This window comes from Mangrovimonas sp. CR14 (assembly GCF_011764015.1).
GTDB lineage: Bacteria > Bacteroidota > Bacteroidia > Flavobacteriales > Flavobacteriaceae > Mangrovimonas > Mangrovimonas futianensis.
Window position 1 is genome coordinate 1 of record NZ_JAAFZY010000001.1, and the last position, 19,101, is coordinate 19,101.

A 19,101-nucleotide genomic window follows, 5' to 3' on the forward strand; every position below is an offset into this window, starting at 1 on the left:
TTGTCAAGGGCGTAAATGATGGTGATCTCCTCGGATGGGGAGGCTCCGGTCACTTCCCCGGTAGTTGGGTCAATCACCGCAACCGGTGGCTGGGGGTCGCCAAAACTGAAGGTCCCGCCAGATTCACCGGTAAGGGTCACCACCGCTCCGTCACAGGTAGGGTCTACCGTAAAACTCGTGTCGGCAAATGGCTCGATGATCAGATAGAATACTGGGTCGGGGCTCACCGTAACACAGGTGGTATTAGGATTGTCAAGTTCTACCCTTACCCAGATAGGCTGCGGAGAGGATGTCACCGTGTATGGGCTATCCAAAGAGCCTGTTCCTGAATCGGCAGCAGCAAAACTGTCATAATAGGTCACTATAAAATCAGCTTCTGGCTGTGTACCCAAGATACCCAAGGTCTGCGTCTCAAGATCGAAATCCGCAATACCATCATTTGAAGGATCATCACATTGGATCATATCTTCAACTGGGTTGATAATTGGTTCTTGAATCACGTTTAATGTGAAACTTGCTATTTCATAACAATCTGCAAGAGGATAATCTACTCTCACCCATATTACTTCGCCATCAGTTCCGGAATAGGCATCGGCAGGATCAATAATTCCAGCGTCTGCATTGGCATCTGCTTCAGAATTATGGTAAGAAACTTCTAATTCATCTGCGTCTTCCATACCCAATAAAACCACCTCATTATTTTGAGTCAAATCAAAAATATATGGCGGGTTAGGTTGTCCACATATGAACAAATTATCAGCTTGATCTATTGGTGTTGGAGTTGGATAAAACTCAATAAAAATCTCATCAGAAGTTTGACAGTTTTCAGTTAAGTATAAGTCATAAGAATATGTCCCTTCTTGATTAATCGTAATAACTGAATTGGATTCACCCTCAATAACTTCACCATCAAAATACCAAACATGGCTACCATCTCCCGCAGGAATTCCAGTATCTAAAGTCACATCAACACCCTCACAAACAGTATTATCAGTCACGATTAATAGATCCTCTCCAAGATCTCCTCCTAAGTCAAAACTTCCACCTTCTAAAAATACTGCTGAATTTAAAATACTGTCATTCCTATCTGCAACAACTAATTTTATTTTGTATACATTATAAGGTTCTACCTCAGAAAAGGCCACCATTGGAACCGTTTGCCCCCTATAATTAATGGCTGCAGTTGTAGGGTCTAAACCGTTAGGTGTTCCATAAAATTTATCGAAATATTCTGGATTAACAGACGCACAACCTCCATTATAGGTATCATCTCTTACTGTAATAACAGAAACAGGATCTGTAGTACCAGGCACGATAGCTAAATTAGTTGTAACGCCTGTTGACATATCTGTCAAGAAAAAAGCAAACGCATCAGAGAAACTACACTGATAGGTTCCATACTCTTCCGAAGCAAATAAAAAGTTAAAACTAATTTGATTTGCTACTGGAATAAAATCAAATTCTAGATACGTGGCATCATTGTAGCTATTCAATCCCGGGTCAATCCCTAAATCCTGCATATAATCAAACAATTGGGCATCACCTGGCCATCCTCCTGTACTATTGTTTCCTTGCGAAGGTCCTTCAGCATCTTGAGCATTTCCTGACGACAAAAGAACTCCGTCTTGAAATGGAAAACCTGAGGCACTTTTATTGAAATATGCTATCCCGTTTGGTCCTTGAAATGTTAAGTTTTCAATCGAGGCACAACCTCCACTAATCAATACATCCTGAACCAATTCTTCCTCTGTATAGCTAGTGGTGTCCACTACCAAGTAAGGAGCTAAAGCATGCACCTCTATAGATGTTGTATTTGAACATCCTGTTGGGTTTGTATCCTCTACTGTAAGTGTAACGGTATAAACTCCTGCATTATTAAACACTTGCGACACATTGGTACCAGAGCCACTTGCAAAGTTTCCAAAATTCCAGAAATAAGTTGCCCCAGTGCCATCTTCCGAAAAATTGGCTGTTCCAACAAAATCAACAGTCCCTCCTGCAGGAATTTCAACGATTCCATCAGCATTAATAGCTGGATTTGTACTTTCTATAATCGCTTCGATATCTTGACATGCTGTACCACATATAATATCTGCTGCCCATCCAGGACCGTTTGAAGTGTCTGTTCCACTACTTACAAATTCAAAAGTTAAACACCCAGAAGTATTACTATCTGAAGCTGTTACGGTACCCGGACTGTTGAATCCTCCACCAGCATACTGCCCGATTAAAGGTGCAGTAGTATCATCACCATCATATATATATAGGTAATCTGTATTTAATTGTGTAGAAAAAGAGGTGAAATCTGCTTGGATAAAATCGCCTCCATCCGGACAAATAGTTAAGACATAATTTTCATTATTTGTATAGGTTCCATCAGGTCCTCCAGAATCATAGAAGGTACCTGAACATTGGTTCACAGTCCCATTCTGCATCAAAATGTCTTGAGAATATCCTGAAAACGAAAGCAATACAGTTGTGAATAACAATATAATTTTTCTCATACCAAATTTTTAGTAGAGGCCATAACTATCCTGTTGGGAAAAAACAATCAAAAGAACCTCAGAAATTAAAGCGCGAAATTTAATGAAATTTATGTGAAACGTTAATATTTTTTAACAAAAACCTTAATTAATCGTTAAAATGTAAGGACACTACTTCATCTAACACATAACACTATCAATTCCTTAACAAAAAAGCATCCTCAACTTTTAACTTTTAGTAAATTTGCACCACCAAAACAAAAACAAATGACAGCTTTTAAAATTGATATAAAACCCACCAATAACGAAAAAATCATCAAATTTGAATTAAATCAATTCATAACCAACCATGAAAGTTTTGAATTCAACAATATAGATGAAGCAAAACCATCTCCATTAGCTCAACAACTTTTTTACCTACCATTTGTCAAGAAGGTTTATATAGGCAGTAATTTTGTGGCTATAGAACGTTTTGATATTGTTTCTTGGGATGATGTTCAGGGTGAAGTGGCTGAACAAATTGAATCGTATTTTAATCAAGGCGGGGTTGCTGTAACTGAAGACCAAACAAGAAAAAAAGTTTCAGTAACAGTTTATGCAGAAAGTACTCCAAATCCGTCCGTCATGAAATTTGTTGCTAATAAAAAGTTAGTGACTTCTTCATATGAATTTACTTCTATAGATGAAGCCAAATTATCACCTCTAGCTTTAGAGCTTTTTCATTTCCCTTTTGTTAAAAATGTATTTTTAGATGAGAATTATGTATCCATTACCAAATACGATATGGCAGAATGGAATGACATCACCCTTGAATTGAGAGAATTTATTAAAGACTATATTGAAAAAGGGAAAGAAATTCTGTCTCCTCAAGCCGCTGAAGCTCTAAATAAAACAACCGAAAAGTTAGATCAAACTTTTGAGGCCTTAGATGACACCTCCAAGGAGATTGTCAATATATTAGAAGAATATGTCAAGCCAGCCGTAGCGAGCGATGGCGGTAACATTGTTTTTCAATCCTATGATGCCTCCAAAAAGAGTGTTCAAGTTATTTTACAAGGAGCCTGCAGTGGATGTCCAAGCTCTACTTTCACTTTGAAAAATGGCATCGAAAACATGTTAAGGGAAATGCTACAAGGGAAAGTTGAAACAGTTGAAGCCATAAACGGCTAATATTCAGCTATTTTTAATTATCTTTAGGTACACACATTTAATTTATTAATTTAAACACAATATTATGGGCGTACTTAAAGTCATTGAAATATTAGCTAGTTCTGAACAGAGCTGGGAAGATGCCACTAGAACAGCAGTAAAAGAGGCATCAAAATCAATTAAAAACATCAAATCAGCATATGTAAAAGAGCATTCCACGGTCATTAAAAATGGGGATATTGCTCAATTTAGAGTAAATGTAAAAATCACCTTTGCTGTTGATTAATTGTTGAACCATCTAAACATATAAGTGCTTTTAATCATAAAAGCACTTTTTTATTTCATGACACTTCTATTCACTTTACTTTGCATTCTTGTTGCCTTGGAGCACTTTTATTTTTTGATTTTAGAAATGTTTCTTTGGACCTCTAAAAAAGGGATAAAAACTTTCGGACTAAAATCTAAAGCATTTGCTGAAGACACCAAAGTCTTGGCCGCTAACCAAGGCTTGTACAATGGGTTCTTGGCTACAGGTTTATTGTATGCTCTCTATTTGAATGCCACTCCCTTTTTAATGTTTTTTCTAGGTTGCATTATAGTTGCAGGCATTTATGGAGCATTCTCTACAAAAAAAAGCATTTTATTTTGGTTTCAATCAGTACCTGCCATCTTAGCCTGTATCGCCTTTCTGCTTATTTAATGGTCTAACCTTTGGCTTATCACTATATTTAACCTTATCTTAAAGCATTAAATAATCTTTAAGCTATAACTTTACTTTTTAATCAATTTAATACGAAAAATACTTATGGAAAAAGATCTAGAAAAATGGACGGAAAAAGGAATTGAATTTGCCACCGATTATGGGCTCAGAATTCTTGGAGCCATTGCCATTTGGATTATAGGTGCCTGGATTATCAAAAAATTAACAAGCACCACAAAAAAAATTATGGATAAAAGGGATTACGATGAAAGTCTCAAAAAATTCCTTTTGAATTTAATAGGTTGGACCCTTAAAATTTTATTGATCCTTGCCATTTTATCAAAACTTGGTGTTGAAACCACTTCATTTGCAGCCGTTATTGCAGCCGCAGGTCTTGCCGTGGGTATGGCACTACAAGGCTCTTTAGGAAATTTTGCAGGTGGTGTTCTTATCATGATTTTTAAACCCTTCAAAATTGGCGATTTGATAGAAGCACAAGGTGAGATGGGGGTTGTCAAGGAGATTGAAATTTTCACGACCAAAATTACTGGATTATCCAACAAAGAAATTATTATCCCCAATGGTGCTTTATCAAATGGGAATATTACAAATTATTCAGTTTTAGGAACCAGACGTGTGGATTTGGTTTTTGGAGTAAGCTATGATGCGGACATTAAACAAACCAAAGAAGTTTTAATGAATGTACTTACATCACACCCTATGGTCTTAAAAGAACCAGCTCCTACAGTCAATGTTTTGGAACTTGCTGATAGTTCGGTCAACTTTGCTACCAGACCATGGTGTAATACGGCCGATTACTGGACCGTTTACTTTGATGTTATGGAACAAGCGAAAATAGCACTTGACCAAGCAGGTATCGAAATACCTTACCCACATCAAGTAGAAATTCATAAAGAAAGTTAGGATTTCGGCTTTAGGGCAATAAAATCCTTTAGATAATATGGTTCAAAATAGGCAACATCTTCGGTGTTGCCTATTTTATATTCTTTAAATGACAGGGCGGCCATTTCTCTGGCGGAAGGCATTTTACCCTCAATAAAATGGGCATTAGAATGTTTGATGACTGTTTTCGTTTTTTGAACGCCATTTCCAATAAAATAAACAGGACCTTGAGTCAAATAATTAGAGAAACTGTTTTCGTCTAAAACTTCGGCTTGAATCTCTCTTACTTCATTTAAATCTGAATCAAAAACGGTAGAATACACCTCCATTCGTCTAGCATCCAACATAGGAATAATCAATCCCTCTGAATTTTCAACCTGAACAGCCAAGACTTTTAAAGTAGAAACGGCTATCAAAGGGATATTCAATGCATAGCAAATTCCTTTGGCAGTTGAGACTCCTATTCTCAATCCTGTGTAAGAGCCTGGCCCCTTGCTCACCGCCACTGCAGCTAATTCTGATTTAGACACACCTGTTTTTTCAAACAACTCCTGAATAAATACATGTAACCTTTCAGCATGGGAATAATTCTCGCTATTATCCTCCAATATTAAAACGTTTTTGCCGTCTTTAGCCAAGGAAACCGAGCAATTGGTTGTTGATGTCTCTATGTTTAAAATATATGCCACAATTAATCTACTACAATTGGTTTACCCAAATAAAAATCCAGAACTTTTGTTTTAAAAATAAAATCATACTTCGCATTAATCAAACGTGATTGTGCATTGATAAGCTGAATTCTTGATTGCTCCAAGTCAAATGAATTCATTGAGCCTAAATTATAACGCTCTTGCGAATTTTGAAATGCCAATTTTTGTGCCTCAACTGACTTTTTTGCTGCTTCATAAGCCTTTAATGCAGCTTGCGCATCGGTGAAAGCTCGTTGGATATTACTTTCAAGATCAAGTTTGGCTTGCTCTAAATTTAATTTAGCATTCTCTTCTTGAACAATGGACTTAGCAACAGCCGTTTTGTTCTGAAATTGAGAAAAAATAGGCACTCTCAAATTAAGAGAAAAATTCTGGGACTTATTATCATTAAGTTGATTAAAAAAAGACTCTTCTCCCTGAATTACATTCGAGTAGAAAACATTAGACCCAAAGCCGTATGAAAATCCCAAACTGGGCATAAATCCACTTTTAGAAATCTCTGTACTTAATTCTGCTCCCTCAATATTTTTTTCCGCTACCTTAATCTCATACCTATTTCCATAAGCATATTCCAATATAGGTTTGATATCCTTATACATTATAGCTGCTGAAGGACTATCTACCTCTATAATTTCAACTTCAAATCCTTCATAAGGCAATTGTAATAATTGGGATAACGACAGGATGGCCAAATTATAATTATTCTCGGCTACGGTTAAATTTTGTTCATCACTACTCAAAGTCGCTTCAGCATCATAAACATTGGCTTGAGGTTGAGACCCGGCATCAACTAATTCTTGAACTTGTTGCAATTGTTTTTGAGAAAACTCATATTGAGCTTGGGCCGTTTCTAAATTCTCCTTATTGAACAACACATTTAAATAAGCATTTACCACATTCAAAGAAATGTCGTCCTTAATTCTATTTAACTCCAATTCATTTCTTTCAAGAGTTAACTGGGATTGCTTGTACAAATTTGTCAATCGGAATCCATTAAAAATGGTTTGGTTTAAATTCAATCCCAAACTTGTACTATGAGCTGTTCTATCAACGAACTGTCCCGGGAATAATTCTTGATTTCCCAAAGTCAAGCCTTGTCTACCACTAAAATCCAAGGAAGGAAGCATTGCTCCTTTGTTAGCAATGATATCCTGTTCATTTGTAAGTAAGTTGTTTTGCCCTTGTAAAACAGAAATATTGTTTTCCAAAGCATAATCAACACACTCTTGTAAAGTCCATACCTTTTCCTGGGCATAAATAAAACCACACCCAAAAAGTAAGAGGCCCATTGCTATAGCTTTTATTCTCATATTAACGGTTTCTTCCATTTTCATTATTCTCGTCAGAAGCTTTATTCCAAACTTTAATTTCGTCTTCTTCTTTAACACCTTCCAAAATTTCGATATTGATTCCATCAGAAATTCCCAATTCTACATATTTTTCCTCAAAGGTATTATCTGCCTTTTTGATTTCAACAAAAGGCTTTTCTGTAATTCTATTGAACTGCAACAATGATTCCTTGATAACTAAAACACTATCCTTGCTTTCCATTTCAATTTCGGCATTGGCACTGTATCCAGCTCGAATCTTGGTGCTTCGCTCTACTTCAACATCTGCTTTGATAGTAAATTGAACCGCTCCATTTTCTTCCACGCCTTTTGGAGCAACAAAAGTAAGTTTTGCAGGAAACTCCTTTTCATTCAAAGCCCCTAAAACAACTTTGATACCTTTACCTTCTTCTAGTTTACCAACTTCGGCCTCATCCACTTTTCCTTCAAAGATCATTTTATTCATATCGGCTACAGTAGCGATCGTAGTTCCATCATTGAAATTATTACTTTCTATCACTTGATCACCTTCTCTCACAGGTATTTCTAGAATCGTTCCAGCAATTTGAGCGATGATATTGGTGTTTGCTGAACTACCTCCAGACAACGATCCCTTTTTAATAATCTGATAATCGTTTTTGGCTTGATTCAGACTTTCTAAAGCTTGATTTAAGGATAACTCACTGTTTTCAAAATCTTGTTTTGAAATCACACCCTTTTCGAATAAGGACTTGTTTCTATCAAACAAGGTTTTAGCATTATTATATGATAACTGTGCCGTATTAATTCTACTACTTGCAGACACCAAACTTTGCTCATTAGGAACGACTCTAATTTTTGCGATAAGATCTCCTTTTTCAACTATATCGCCTTCCTCTACCATAATTTCGTCAACAATCCCAGAGATTTGTGGCTTTAACTCGATTTCCTCCTCAGGATTCAGTTTCCCAGTAGCCACCACTTTGGTATTTATTGATGAATAAAATGGCTTTTCTGTTTTGAACTCTTCGACTGAAGCTGAATTTGAATCTTTAAAATACTTTATTACCCAAATCAATAAGATGAGTAGTACGATTCCAACAATAATTTTAACTGTTTTATTCATTATTTTGATTGTTATTTATTCTTCTCTTAATGCATCAATTGGTTTAATACTTGTCGCTTTAAAGGCTGGTATAAGACCTATTAAAGATCCTAAGCCAACTAACAGTACTAATGAAAAAAAGACTACTACGAGGGGAACCGATGGATTGACCAATACAGCATCCTCCCCTTGTCCAAAGCTTTTATTAAGTAGCATCAATATTAATCCTCCTGATATAATTCCCAAAAGACCAGAAACCAAGGTGATAAACACGGCTTCTACGATAACTTGTCTTTTTATTTCAAATGGTGTGGCTCCCAAGGCACGTCTAACTCCGATTTCTTTGGTTCGTTCCTTAACCGTAATTAGTAGAATATTACCTATCGCAAAAACGCCGGCAATCAAAGTTGCCAATCCTACAAACCATGTTAAAAATTGCATTCCAACCAGAAATCCGGTCACCTTCTTAAACTCATTCCCTAAATTGAAGCTTCCGAAAGCCCTATTATCCTCCGGATGGATTTGATTCAGGTTCTTTAACATAAGCTTCGCGTCTGCTTCTATTTGAGTGATGTTGTAATCAGGTTTTCCTGTAATCATCATCCAACCAATATTATCTCCTTGGTTAAATATCTGCTGAAACGTAGTAAATGGAATATGGATATCACTTCTTGGCCCCATCTGGACATTACCTGTCTCAAACACCCCAATGATTTTAAAGTTGATACCCTTAATTTGTATTAACTCCCCTATCATTTCTTCATCCTTATCAAACAATTGTTTGTAAATCTCATCTGAAATGACCACTACCTTTTTGTTTTCTTTTATGTCATTCTCATTGATAAACCTACCTCGAATCATTTTCTTTTTTTGAACCCGATCCAAAAGTGGGTAATCACCATTAATACCAAAGGTCCCTGACAACTGATTTCTCACTACTAATCCCTGGCTTTGATTTCTAGGAACTACAAATTCGATGCCCTCTACATTTTCTTCAACATTTTTGGCATCTGTAAGCGTTAATCTCACAAATCGGCCCTCCTGGAATCCCTTAAAAGGTTTGCTTGTACTTTGCCCCCAAATAAAAACACTATTTGTAGCAAAATCCCCAAACAACCTATTAAAGGCATTCTCCAAACCTCTAGCAGAACCCAACAAACTAATTAACAACAAAATACCCCACCAAACACCTATCATGGTCAATACGGTCCTTAGCTTGTTTTTGCCCAAGCTTTCAAAAATTTCTTGCCACGTATCTCTATCAAATAAAAATCCCATCATATCAATTATCTCTTAAGGCCACAATGGGTTTAATTTTAGAGGCCTTTTTTGCTGGGAAATAACCAGCAATTGAGCCTGCCACTATTAAAGTAATGGTAGCGCCAATAACTAAACTAGTACTCACTTTAGGGTCTGTAATAAAATAAGTTTCTAAACTGGGGCCTATCCAATCTAAAATTCCCATCCCGAGTACCAATCCAAAATAACCTGCAATGGTCGTAATTAAAATGGACTCCAATAAAATAATAGAAATTATAGCCTTTGGTGGCGCCCCAAGAGCTTTCCTTATCCCAATTTCCTTGGTTCGCTCTTTAACCACAAAAATCATGATATTACTGATACCGACTATACCCGCAATCAAGGTTCCAAATCCAATAATTATAATAATGACACTCAATGCAAACGTAATTTGATTGGTTCCCTTATTAGCCTGAGCCATATTCATAATTCTAATGGCTCTCTGATCGGTTGGGTCAACAGAAAAACGTTCTTTTAAATCTTTGGTGATTTGATTCCCAAAATCAATGGCTTCATCATAGCTCATTTTAGGATTGTAAGTCACGTTAATTTGATCGAGATAATCGTTATTACCATAAAGTCTCTGAGTTGTACTAATGGGAGTATAAATCATGCGCTCCTCGTTATCTCCTCCATCATCTTTAAAAATTCCAACTACTTTATACTGTATACCATCCAAATTGAGATATTTACCCATGGCCGTTGTCTTTGCAAAGAGATCTTCTTCCACTAATCGACCTATAACGATTACCTTAGTCTTGTTTTCAATATCTATTTTATTAATATACCTTCCTTCCGTGATTTTTGTATTCTCCAGGTATTGATGATCTGGATGGACAGCCCGCATACCATAGGAATTCTTTTCATTTTCAAAAGACGCATTGACATTTCTTGTTACGCGTCCTGTATAATATTGAATTTTATCACCATAAGTTTCCTTTACATAATCCAAATCCTCATTTTTCAATCGGATTTGTCTTCCCGCCTGGTAGCCTTTATAAGCTTTTGAGGTTGTGCCGGTATAAATAAAAATGGCATTATTGGCATCATCAACAAAGGCATTTGAAAATGTATTGCTCAAACCATTGGCCATACCAAATAGAATCGCAAAAAGCAGAATAGCAAATGCCACCGTAAACCCAGAAAGCACGGTACGTGTTCTGTTTTTATTAATACTTTGAAATATTTCCCTCCAAAGGTCTAAATCAAACATTCTGGAATGCTCTTACTTGTTCCACATTGATATCTTCCATAATCACTCCATCTTTCAAACGCACAATACGCTTACACATATTTGCAATATCCTCTTCATGGGTAACTATTAATATGGTTTTTCCTTCATCATTTAAATGCTGAATAAAATCCATAATCTCATAAGAAGTTTTGGTATCCAGGGCACCTGTTGGCTCATCTGCCAGAAGTAGTTTTGGATTTGCAGCCAGCGCTCTTGCAATGGCCACCCTTTGTTTTTGTCCCCCTGAAAGTTCGTTGGGCAAGTGGTGTGCCCATGGTTTTAATCCTACTTTTTCTAAATGAAAAAGTGCCTTTTCCAATCGCTCTTTCCTTTTTAGACCTTGATAATACAACGGTAACGCCACATTTTCAAGAGCATTTTTGTAGTTGATAAGATTGAAGGATTGAAAAATAAAACCCAAGAATTTATTGCGGTAAATGGCTGCTTTCTTTTCAGTAAGGTTCTTGATAAGAACACCATCTAAAATATATTCACCCGAATCTGCCTCATCTAACATTCCAATAATATTTAGCAACGTAGATTTACCAGACCCCGAGGACCCCATAATAGCCACCATTTCTCCTTCTTCAACAGAAAGATCAATTCCTTTTAAAACATGTAGGCTTGAATCACCAATCGGGTAAGATTTGTGAAGTTTTCGAATGTTAAGCATACCTCAAATTCTTGGTTGTATAATACATATACCCATTAGACTAATAACTAGGGTATATGTTACAACAAAAGTAAATTTTTATTTAGGTAGCTACTTTTTTAGTCTTGTTAAACTTTTTATAAATAAAGACCCCTAAACCAGCTATTAAGAGGTAAGGAATGATCATTAAATATACAATACCGTCATTGATACCCTCAGCTGCATTTTGTCCTTCCTCATTTTCCAAGACAGCCCTACACATGGCACATTGGGCCTCTGTAGAGAGACTGAAAAAAATGACTAATATTAAAAACAACCAGTACCGTTTCATTCTTAATAAAATGGTGAAATTAACACATAAACCATCACACCAGAAACGGCCACATACAACCATAAAGGAAAAGTGATTTTAGCTATTTTTTTATGTCTTTCTATATCATTAGTTATAGCCCTAACGTAGGTAATCAAAACAAAAGGAATAACCACTACAGAAAGTAAGATGTGAGTTATTAGAATGACATAATAGAAATATTTTAAAACACCATCTTCTCCATATGGCGTAGGATCACTAGTCATGTGATATGCCACATACATTACCAAAAAAGCAATTGAAAACCCCATGGCTATCTTTATCAAAGTTTCATGTAACTTGATTTTATTCTGAATGATAGCCCAATAAGCAAATATTAAAAGTATGGCTGTAATGGCATTTGTACTTGCATATATGGGTGGCAAAAACATCCAAGGCCCCATATTGGGAATTCTAACTCGAAACAAAACCGCTACTACCACGGGTATAGCAATAGATAGAAGCACAATCCATTTATTGTATTTCTTTTGCTCTTCTAATTGCTGATTACTCATTTAATAATTTTTTTATGTCTTCTTTCAACATACTAATCTCCTCTTTTTCACCCTCTTCATTCACCTGCTCCTTTTCTGAAACTGTACCTCTGTAATAAATAATCGGGTTACCATAAGCATCTGTTCTAGATCGAATGTATCCATTTTTATCGATTAAGGCAAAATTACCTGAATGCTCAAAATTTTCTACATCTACAAACAAGTTGAAGCCTAAATTGGCCAAATTGTATATATCCTCTTTGTTTCCGGTCATTAAATTCCAATTTGGATTTGTCACACCGTATTCTTCTGCATAAGACTTTAAAACTTCTGGAGTATCATGATCTGGATTGATGGTAAACGAAGCCACACCAAATTCCTCAAATGATTTAAAAGCATTTTGCACTTGTACCAAATTATATGTCATCTTTGGACAAATGGTTGGGCAGGTAGTAAAAAAGAATTCGATGACATAAACCTTGCCCAAATAATCTTTTTCAGTAATCATCTCACCATTTTGGTTTTCAAAACTAAATGAAGGCACTTTTTTAGGCTCGCCATTAATTTCTATAAAAGCCAATTTGGATTGATCTGAAAAATTATTGTCTTGTTCGGTTGACATCCTTTCGCTTCTCGAGATATCATCATGTTTAATTCGATCTACAATCTTTGGGATAAAAATTATCCCGAAAACCAAGATAATAAAGGCAATACCTATGTAGGAATATTTAGATTTATTGTTCATGTTCAATATTTAAATCATTTGCTCTTCTAGTGGTTGAATCAAAATCACCCTTTCTCTTTTGTCTATATTCTGTAAATAGAATACGCATATCCTCACTCATCTTATTTTTCATTTCAGCTACTTCAAGCGTATTGTAAGAGTATAAAGGATATATTTCAGACGCCTTTTCAATTTCTCGATCCGTTCTATCGTCCAAACGTCCTCTTTGGTTCAATTCCTTATCAACAATAAAAACCTGTGGCGTGAAATAGTTGGTATCAAGAGCGACTTGATGGTTAAGGCTATTGAAAACCGTTTGGATCTCAGAAGGGTCCCCAAATGCAAATTCAAAGAATCTTAAATCTTCATAGGTGGAAATTTCCTCATACAATTGTTTTGCTTGCTCCTTTTGATTTTCTGGAAACAACACAACAATTTGAAATTTTTTGAATCCTTTGAATTTATCATAAACTAACTCCTTCAAATTGGAGGCTTCTGTAAGATGTTTCATTGGATTATTACCTAAAAACCCGATAACAGTTAAATGATTATTCAAGGTCACTTGCTTCCCTTCAAAATTTTTAAAGGTGTCTATATCATAGATATGACTTTTTATGATGTCTAAGGGCTGGTAATTATGCTTAGCTGGGTAAAGAAATATCAAAAACATAACAGGAAGAAAAAACAATACTCCCAACACTAAATTTCTTGTAACTTTTTTTCGTTCCATAATGGGCACAAAAATAAAAAAGACGGTTTAAAAAACCGCCTTTTGATATCTATTTAACGTTACGAATTAGAATCCGTGTTGTTTGATAAATCCATTTGAATAAACTCCTTCAACATATCCTCCTTCTTGTAAAAGGATGAAGATTAAGTAGCAAATTAGGAAAATTGCTGTCCAAACTACCGCTCTTCTTAAACCTTTGGTTTCGTCACGCATGTGCATGAAGTCCCAAGTAATGTAATAGGCTTTAACAAGCGTTAGGATAATAAAGATCCAGTTAAGGATTTTCATACCTATTATCTTACCCATTAAAACTTCTGGTTTGTAAATACCTAGAACAACTTCAACAGCAGTTACTATTGAAAGAAGAATCAAAACACCCCAAATCTTTTGGGTATTAGACTTAAATTTAACAGTACCTCTTAATATTTCTAATTTATGATCGTGTGCCATTAGTTAATGAATTTCAGGATTAAACAAGGTAAAAGAAGGTAAATACAAATACCCAAACTAAATCTACAAAGTGCCAGTAAAGTCCAACTTTCTCTACCATTTCATAACTTCTCCTTCTTTCGTAGGTTCCGATAATCACATTAAAGAAAATGATAATGTTGATAACAACTCCCGAAAATACGTGGAATCCGTGGAAACCAGTTATGAAGAAAAAGAAATCAGCAAATAAAGGCGAACCGTATTCATTAACATGAAGGTTAGCTCCATGAACCACTAAATTCCCGTGATCCTTTAACATGCTTAAAGATTCCTCTCTTGAAAGAACTGTTTTATGACCGTGCTCATCCAACATTTGAGTTCTGATAAGAATATCATCGTTTGCTTCCATGCCTTTTACAACTTCTGCAACCGTAAAATCAGGTAATGCCCCTTCGCTCACAAACCAAAGACCACTTTTACGTTCGTGTTGTGCTCTTTCAGAATGCTGTGACGTTGTAAAATCTCTGATGGCAAGTCTTTCACCATCTGTATTAACAAACTGAAGAATATTTCCTCCTTTTGTTTGTACGGCTCCAAAGTCTCCCTTGATAAAGGTTGCCCATTCCCAAGCCTGAGAACCAACGAATATTAAACCTCCAATAATGGTAAGAAACATATACCAAGTTACTTTGGTCTTTTGCATTTTATGACCAGCATCTACAGCCAATACCATGGTTACAGATGACATGATTAATACAAAGGTCATAAATGCCACATAGATCATTGGTAATTCTTGACCATGCAAAAATGGAACGTGAGTAAACACCTCATCGGCAATTGGCCAATAATCAATAAATTTAAATCTTGAAAAGCCGTAGGCCGCTAAGAACCCAGAGAAGGTCAAGGCATCAGAAAGGATGAAGAACCACATCATCATCTTACCATAACTTGCTTTTAGTGGCTCATTACCACCTCCCCAAGTTTTTCCTTCTGTTCCTGTATTAACAACAGTAGTGTCCATATTTTATTGGTATAGTTTTAAAAGTTGCACAAAAATAATTATTTTATCTTTTTGACGAAATTTCAAAAAACATTTTGAAAGTCATTATTTTCTGTTCTTACAGCCTTTACATCAATTTGATAGGCCTTCTAGTTCATAAAGGTAAAAAATAAAAACAGGTAAACCCATAGCAAATCAACAAAGTGCCAAAAGGTTGAGGCCAAATCCAATCCCAAAGTATGCCCTTCAGAATACTTTTGTTTAGAATTATTATAAATTACTACCAGCAGACAAAATAATCCTATAAGCACGTGAGCAATGTGTACAATTGCAATCAAATAGATATAAGACATGGTCACATTTGAGGTAGGCCCCGTAAAATTATAGCCTTGATTTAATATTTCCCTAAATCCGGCAAATTGATTAATAACAAAAAGGATTCCCAAGGCAAAAGTGATACTTAACAATATAGTAGTTAATTTATTCTTACCCTTCAGCAACATTTTTTTTGCAAAAAATAAGGTAACGCTACTTGCAATAATCAAGGCAACACTCATTTGAAAAGCTTGCGGCATTTCAAAATCAGTCAACCAATCTGGTCTTTTACTACTTACAATAAAGGCGCTAGTCCACCCAGCAAAAGACATAAATAAAGAAATCAATCCGAACCAAAGCATCATTTTTTTTGCTCGGTTATTTTTTTCTTCAAAAGTTCCTTGAGTTAAATCCATAACTATCTCAAAAATTTATCTACTACATATACAATTTGCAGTAAGGTTATATAGGAAACACTTGCTAACATCAATTTTTTGGCTGCCACCGAAGACATTTGCTTATACAACCGGATGGCGAAGTATAACATTCCTAATCCAAGTATTAAAACGATACTTGCTGCAATAGGGGTCAAAAATAATCTACCTGTAAAACCAAAAGCAGGAATGATGGAAACCAAAATAGTCCAAACGGTGTACATGATAATTTGAACAGCAGTTCCTTTATCCTTTTTTCCCGTTGGCAACATAAAAAAGCCTCCTTTTTTATAATCGTCAAACAAAAACCAACCTATAGACCAAAAATGAGGGAATTGCCAAAAAAATTGAATAGCAAATAAGGTTCCTGGCTCCATTCCAAAATCATTCGTTGCTGCCACCCAACCCAACATAAAAGGAATGGCTCCTGGAATGGCACCAACAAAAACAGACAATGGTGTTTTTGTTTTTAAAGGCGTATAAACACTGGTATATAAAAATATGGAAACCGCCCCAAACATAGCCGTTTTAGGGTTAATGATGTATAAAATTACAATTCCCAAAATGGTAAAAACCGTAGCAATGGTGAAAGCCGTGTTAACGGTCATCCTTTTAGCGGGTACCGGTCGGTCTTTCGTTCTATCCATTAAAGCGTCCAAATCACGCTCAATGATTTGATTATATGCGTTGGATGCACCCACCATAAAATACCCACCCAATCCCAAAAGGATTAATGTTTTAATTTCAACGACGTCAACTCCTAAAAGGTAACCTGCGATAGATGAAAAAACCACGCTTATTGCCAAACGGATTTTGGTGATTTCCTTAAAATCTGAAATTAAGGTGTGCTGAACGGGTGAAGTTTTGGATCTACTCAAGGTAAAATGTCATTTTTCGCTTAAAAAATGCGTGCGCAAAGATACTTTGAAAAACTTATTCTACAAATCAAAATACCAATTAAATAGGTCTGTCCTTAACCCAATATTAAACCATACCGTATTATTTTTAAAGGTATTTACAGTTTGGGCTTGTGGATTAAAATCTCGGAAAGTTACATCCACAAAGAGTTTAAGGTTGGTAGACGGGTTTAATAAATAACCTGCTTGAACATTAGCAAAAACAGTTTTGGTTTTATTTCCTTGTCCTACGGTGACACCTGTATCATAAGGTCTTTCATTATAATTTCTGAAAATATCACCTCCATAGCTGAATTCATCTCCATCTTGATTCAAATCATAACCCCTAGTTCCAAAGATAACTTTAGCATTTCCAAACCATCGTTTGTAATGATATCTTCCTATCACAATAAACTCACTAAAATTTGCCCCCCATAGATGAGCCATCGATTGATTGGTATGACCATAGTTCAATACCACATTATTATGGGAATAGGTATAGGGTCTCACCCGGTTATATTCTGCCTGAAGCATCAAGTTTTTCACCTTGAAAGCATGGTAGTACTTTAACCCTAATTGATATCCAAATTTATTTTTCCAGCTTTTGTTTCCACCGGTCACATCACTAAGCGAAAATTCGTCCAATATAAACTGGCTATAAGCATTGATATTGTCATTTACCTTATATTTTGCAGATGCTCCTAATAAAGCATTCCCGGCATCCTGGCCAGACTCAAACTCTATAGCTCTATAAAAAATGATTGGATTCAAATAGTTGATATCAAACGAACGATTCTCGGTTTTTGCCCAAATAACAGATTCAAACAACCCAATATTCAATCTCTTACCTACATTATAACTTAAATAATGTGTTGCCATATATTTAGTCTTATAGGCACCGGCATCATCAATAGTCTCTGGCCTCACATCTCTTAACCACATCCAAGTGTTGGTATATTTAATTTTCCAAAAGGACGTATTGAATTTTAAATAAGTAACGGGGCTAGCAACATCACTGATAAACAAAGAGCGATAACCATCCCCTATAAAGTTTTTACCATGACCAAATTGTGCATTAAAAAACTCAAACGGACTGTATGACAAGTAAGCTTCAGCCACAGGATAATCAAATGCATCCTCTTTAAACCTTTTGGCTATCCCACGCCCTGGAACAACTCCCACCCCATCATTTGCGGCAATTGAGGTCGTGTATTCATTAACATATTGAGCGAAGCGTCCTTGGCTTTCATAAACAGCAGTGAAAAAATTCAATTTCTTCCCTAGCCCTCCTTGAAAATAAATACCTCTCGTATTATTAAAAGTGGAATTAAAGCTGGCATCTGTGTCCTTACCTACCTCAAAATCAAAGATGGGGTCTAGCGTAAACCAATAATTTTTTGATTGTATTCTAACAAAATGCTCATTAAACAGTTTTCTTCCAAACCAACTATCAGTTTCTTTAAGTAACGCTTCTTTCTCAGCCTTAAAATCATAGTATTGAGATACATCTTGATACATTAACGGTTTAGAAGCCGTATGACTATTGGTACCTACCAAATTGATACTTCTATCAAATTGTGAATAAAAGCTATGGGTAAATGGGATGTTTAACTGACTAGAGTATTCCTTTTGACTGTAAGGCACTAATTTTAAACCCACACTATCATACTGTGTTTTTGCAGCTTTCTCAAGTTCGGTAAGTTCATCGGGATTGGCTTTACCGTCTTGTGTTCTAACCACCTCTTCTTTTAAAATCGTTTGGTTGATTAAAGGTATTTTAATAGCCACCGAGTATTGCTTGAATGTAGGTTTCCCATTATAGGTTGCAGGTTGAATTTTTGGTAATTCCTGAAACACCCTTCTGGCCTCATCTTTCAACTCATTGTAGATAGCATCGACATAAACTACTTGAAACGCCCCTTCTTTACTCACTTCAAAAAGAACTATGACCTCTCCTTTATAGTTCTCTTCACTTACCTTTTCTGGCACCTTGAAATTTTCAAAAACAAAAGTGAATATTTGATTGTCAAAGCAAGTTTTCAAATCATCGATTTGAACAGATTCACAATTGGGAAAAACAGGCGGTTTTTCGTTTAATAATTCTGATTGTGAAAAGAAATAACTCGGAATAAATAAAAGTACCAAGAAGATAGCATGCCTCATACAGGGGGTCTCTTAATTTGACCGA

The 19,101-nt window shown here is 35.8% G+C and carries 20 protein-coding genes; 4 read left to right on the forward strand and 16 right to left on the reverse strand.

The features are described 5' to 3' along the window. A partial coding sequence (locus GZ212_RS00005) for a choice-of-anchor L domain-containing protein (protein ID WP_166956001.1) occupies window positions 1-2,504 on the reverse strand: 2,504 nt, incomplete at its 3' end. Window positions 2,505-2,750: 246 nt separating this feature from the next. On the opposite strand from GZ212_RS00005, the gene GZ212_RS00010 reads away from it, so the two are divergent. The 4 genes from GZ212_RS00010 to GZ212_RS00025 all read left to right on the forward strand — a co-directional run bounded on the left by GZ212_RS00010 (window position 2,751) and on the right by GZ212_RS00025 (window position 5,256). Continuing rightward, window positions 2,751-3,653: a NifU family protein gene (locus GZ212_RS00010; protein ID WP_166956004.1), complete on the forward strand. Its 903-nt coding sequence runs from the start codon at window positions 2,751-2,753 to the stop codon at window positions 3,651-3,653. A 64-nt stretch (window positions 3,654-3,717) separates the two neighbouring features. After that, window positions 3,718-3,918, forward strand: a complete 201-nt coding sequence (locus GZ212_RS00015; protein WP_053970448.1) for a dodecin family protein — start codon at window positions 3,718-3,720, stop codon at window positions 3,916-3,918. Between the two features lie 57 nt (window positions 3,919-3,975). Further along, window positions 3,976-4,332 carry a DUF1304 domain-containing protein gene (locus GZ212_RS00020; RefSeq protein WP_166956006.1) on the forward strand — a complete coding sequence of 119 codons (357 nt, stop codon included), beginning with the start codon at window positions 3,976-3,978 and terminating at the stop codon, window positions 4,330-4,332. 105 nt (window positions 4,333-4,437) lie between these two features. Further along, window positions 4,438-5,256, forward strand: a complete 819-nt coding sequence (locus GZ212_RS00025; protein WP_166956009.1) for a mechanosensitive ion channel family protein — start codon at window positions 4,438-4,440, stop codon at window positions 5,254-5,256. On the opposite strand, the gene tsaB is transcribed toward GZ212_RS00025, so the two are convergent. The 15 genes from tsaB to GZ212_RS00100 all read right to left on the reverse strand — a co-directional run bounded on the left by tsaB (window position 5,253) and on the right by GZ212_RS00100 (window position 19,076). After that, window positions 5,253-5,924 carry a tRNA (adenosine(37)-N6)-threonylcarbamoyltransferase complex dimerization subunit type 1 TsaB gene (gene tsaB, locus GZ212_RS00030; RefSeq protein WP_166956012.1) on the reverse strand — a complete coding sequence of 224 codons (672 nt, stop codon included), beginning with the start codon at window positions 5,922-5,924 and terminating at the stop codon, window positions 5,253-5,255. The two genes, GZ212_RS00025 and tsaB, sit on opposite strands and share 4 nt — an antisense overlap. Window positions 5,925-5,926: 2 nt before the next feature. Further along, window positions 5,927-7,279, reverse strand: coding sequence for a TolC family protein (locus GZ212_RS00035; RefSeq protein WP_206080353.1), 1,353 nt, complete (start codon window positions 7,277-7,279; stop codon window positions 5,927-5,929). Continuing rightward, window positions 7,257-8,378: an efflux RND transporter periplasmic adaptor subunit gene (locus GZ212_RS00040; protein ID WP_166956018.1), complete on the reverse strand. Its 1,122-nt coding sequence runs from the start codon at window positions 8,376-8,378 to the stop codon at window positions 7,257-7,259. Before GZ212_RS00040 ends, GZ212_RS00035 begins: the two co-directional genes overlap by 23 nt. 15 nt (window positions 8,379-8,393) lie before the next feature. Next, window positions 8,394-9,635: an ABC transporter permease gene (locus GZ212_RS00045; protein ID WP_166957207.1), complete on the reverse strand. Its 1,242-nt coding sequence runs from the start codon at window positions 9,633-9,635 to the stop codon at window positions 8,394-8,396. Window positions 9,636-9,639: 4 nt separating this feature from the next. After that, on the reverse strand, window positions 9,640-10,869 hold the full coding sequence (locus tag GZ212_RS00050; RefSeq protein WP_166956021.1) for an ABC transporter permease: 1,230 nt from the start codon (window positions 10,867-10,869) through the stop codon (window positions 9,640-9,642). After that, window positions 10,862-11,563, reverse strand: coding sequence for an ABC transporter ATP-binding protein (locus GZ212_RS00055; protein WP_053970454.1), 702 nt, complete (start codon window positions 11,561-11,563; stop codon window positions 10,862-10,864). Before GZ212_RS00055 ends, GZ212_RS00050 begins: the two co-directional genes overlap by 8 nt. Window positions 11,564-11,645: 82 nt before the next feature. Next, window positions 11,646-11,873 (reverse strand): hypothetical protein, encoded by a 228-nt coding sequence (locus tag GZ212_RS00060; protein ID WP_166956024.1) that lies wholly within the window; start codon window positions 11,871-11,873, stop codon window positions 11,646-11,648. 2 nt (window positions 11,874-11,875) lie between these two features. Then, window positions 11,876-12,406 carry a DUF420 domain-containing protein gene (locus GZ212_RS00065; RefSeq protein ID WP_166956027.1) on the reverse strand — a complete coding sequence of 177 codons (531 nt, stop codon included), beginning with the start codon at window positions 12,404-12,406 and terminating at the stop codon, window positions 11,876-11,878. Beyond that, entirely contained in the window at window positions 12,399-13,130 is a 732-nt protein-coding gene (locus GZ212_RS00070) for an SCO family protein (RefSeq protein WP_166956030.1), read from the reverse strand. Before GZ212_RS00070 ends, GZ212_RS00065 begins: the two co-directional genes overlap by 8 nt. Further along, a complete protein-coding gene (locus GZ212_RS00075; protein ID WP_166956033.1) occupies window positions 13,120-13,839 on the reverse strand; it encodes a hypothetical protein in 720 nt (239 codons plus the stop codon). The genes GZ212_RS00070 and GZ212_RS00075 overlap by 11 nt, the downstream gene beginning before the upstream one ends. 66 nt (window positions 13,840-13,905) lie before the next feature. Further along, window positions 13,906-14,289, reverse strand: a complete 384-nt coding sequence (locus GZ212_RS00080; protein ID WP_053970459.1) for a cytochrome C oxidase subunit IV family protein — start codon at window positions 14,287-14,289, stop codon at window positions 13,906-13,908. A 19-nt stretch (window positions 14,290-14,308) separates the two neighbouring features. After that, window positions 14,309-15,289, reverse strand: coding sequence for a cytochrome c oxidase subunit 3 (locus GZ212_RS00085; protein ID WP_166956036.1), 981 nt, complete (start codon window positions 15,287-15,289; stop codon window positions 14,309-14,311). 128 nt (window positions 15,290-15,417) lie between these two features. Beyond that, window positions 15,418-15,999, reverse strand: coding sequence for a cytochrome c oxidase subunit 3 (locus GZ212_RS00090; RefSeq protein WP_166956038.1), 582 nt, complete (start codon window positions 15,997-15,999; stop codon window positions 15,418-15,420). Window positions 16,000-16,001: 2 nt separating this feature from the next. Further along, window positions 16,002-16,895 (reverse strand): heme o synthase, encoded by an 894-nt coding sequence (gene cyoE / locus GZ212_RS00095; RefSeq protein ID WP_166956055.1) that lies wholly within the window; start codon window positions 16,893-16,895, stop codon window positions 16,002-16,004. Between the two features lie 60 nt (window positions 16,896-16,955). After that, a complete protein-coding gene (locus tag GZ212_RS00100; protein ID WP_166956058.1) occupies window positions 16,956-19,076 on the reverse strand; it encodes a gliding motility protein RemB in 2,121 nt (706 codons plus the stop codon). Window positions 19,077-19,101 lie beyond the last annotated feature (25 nt).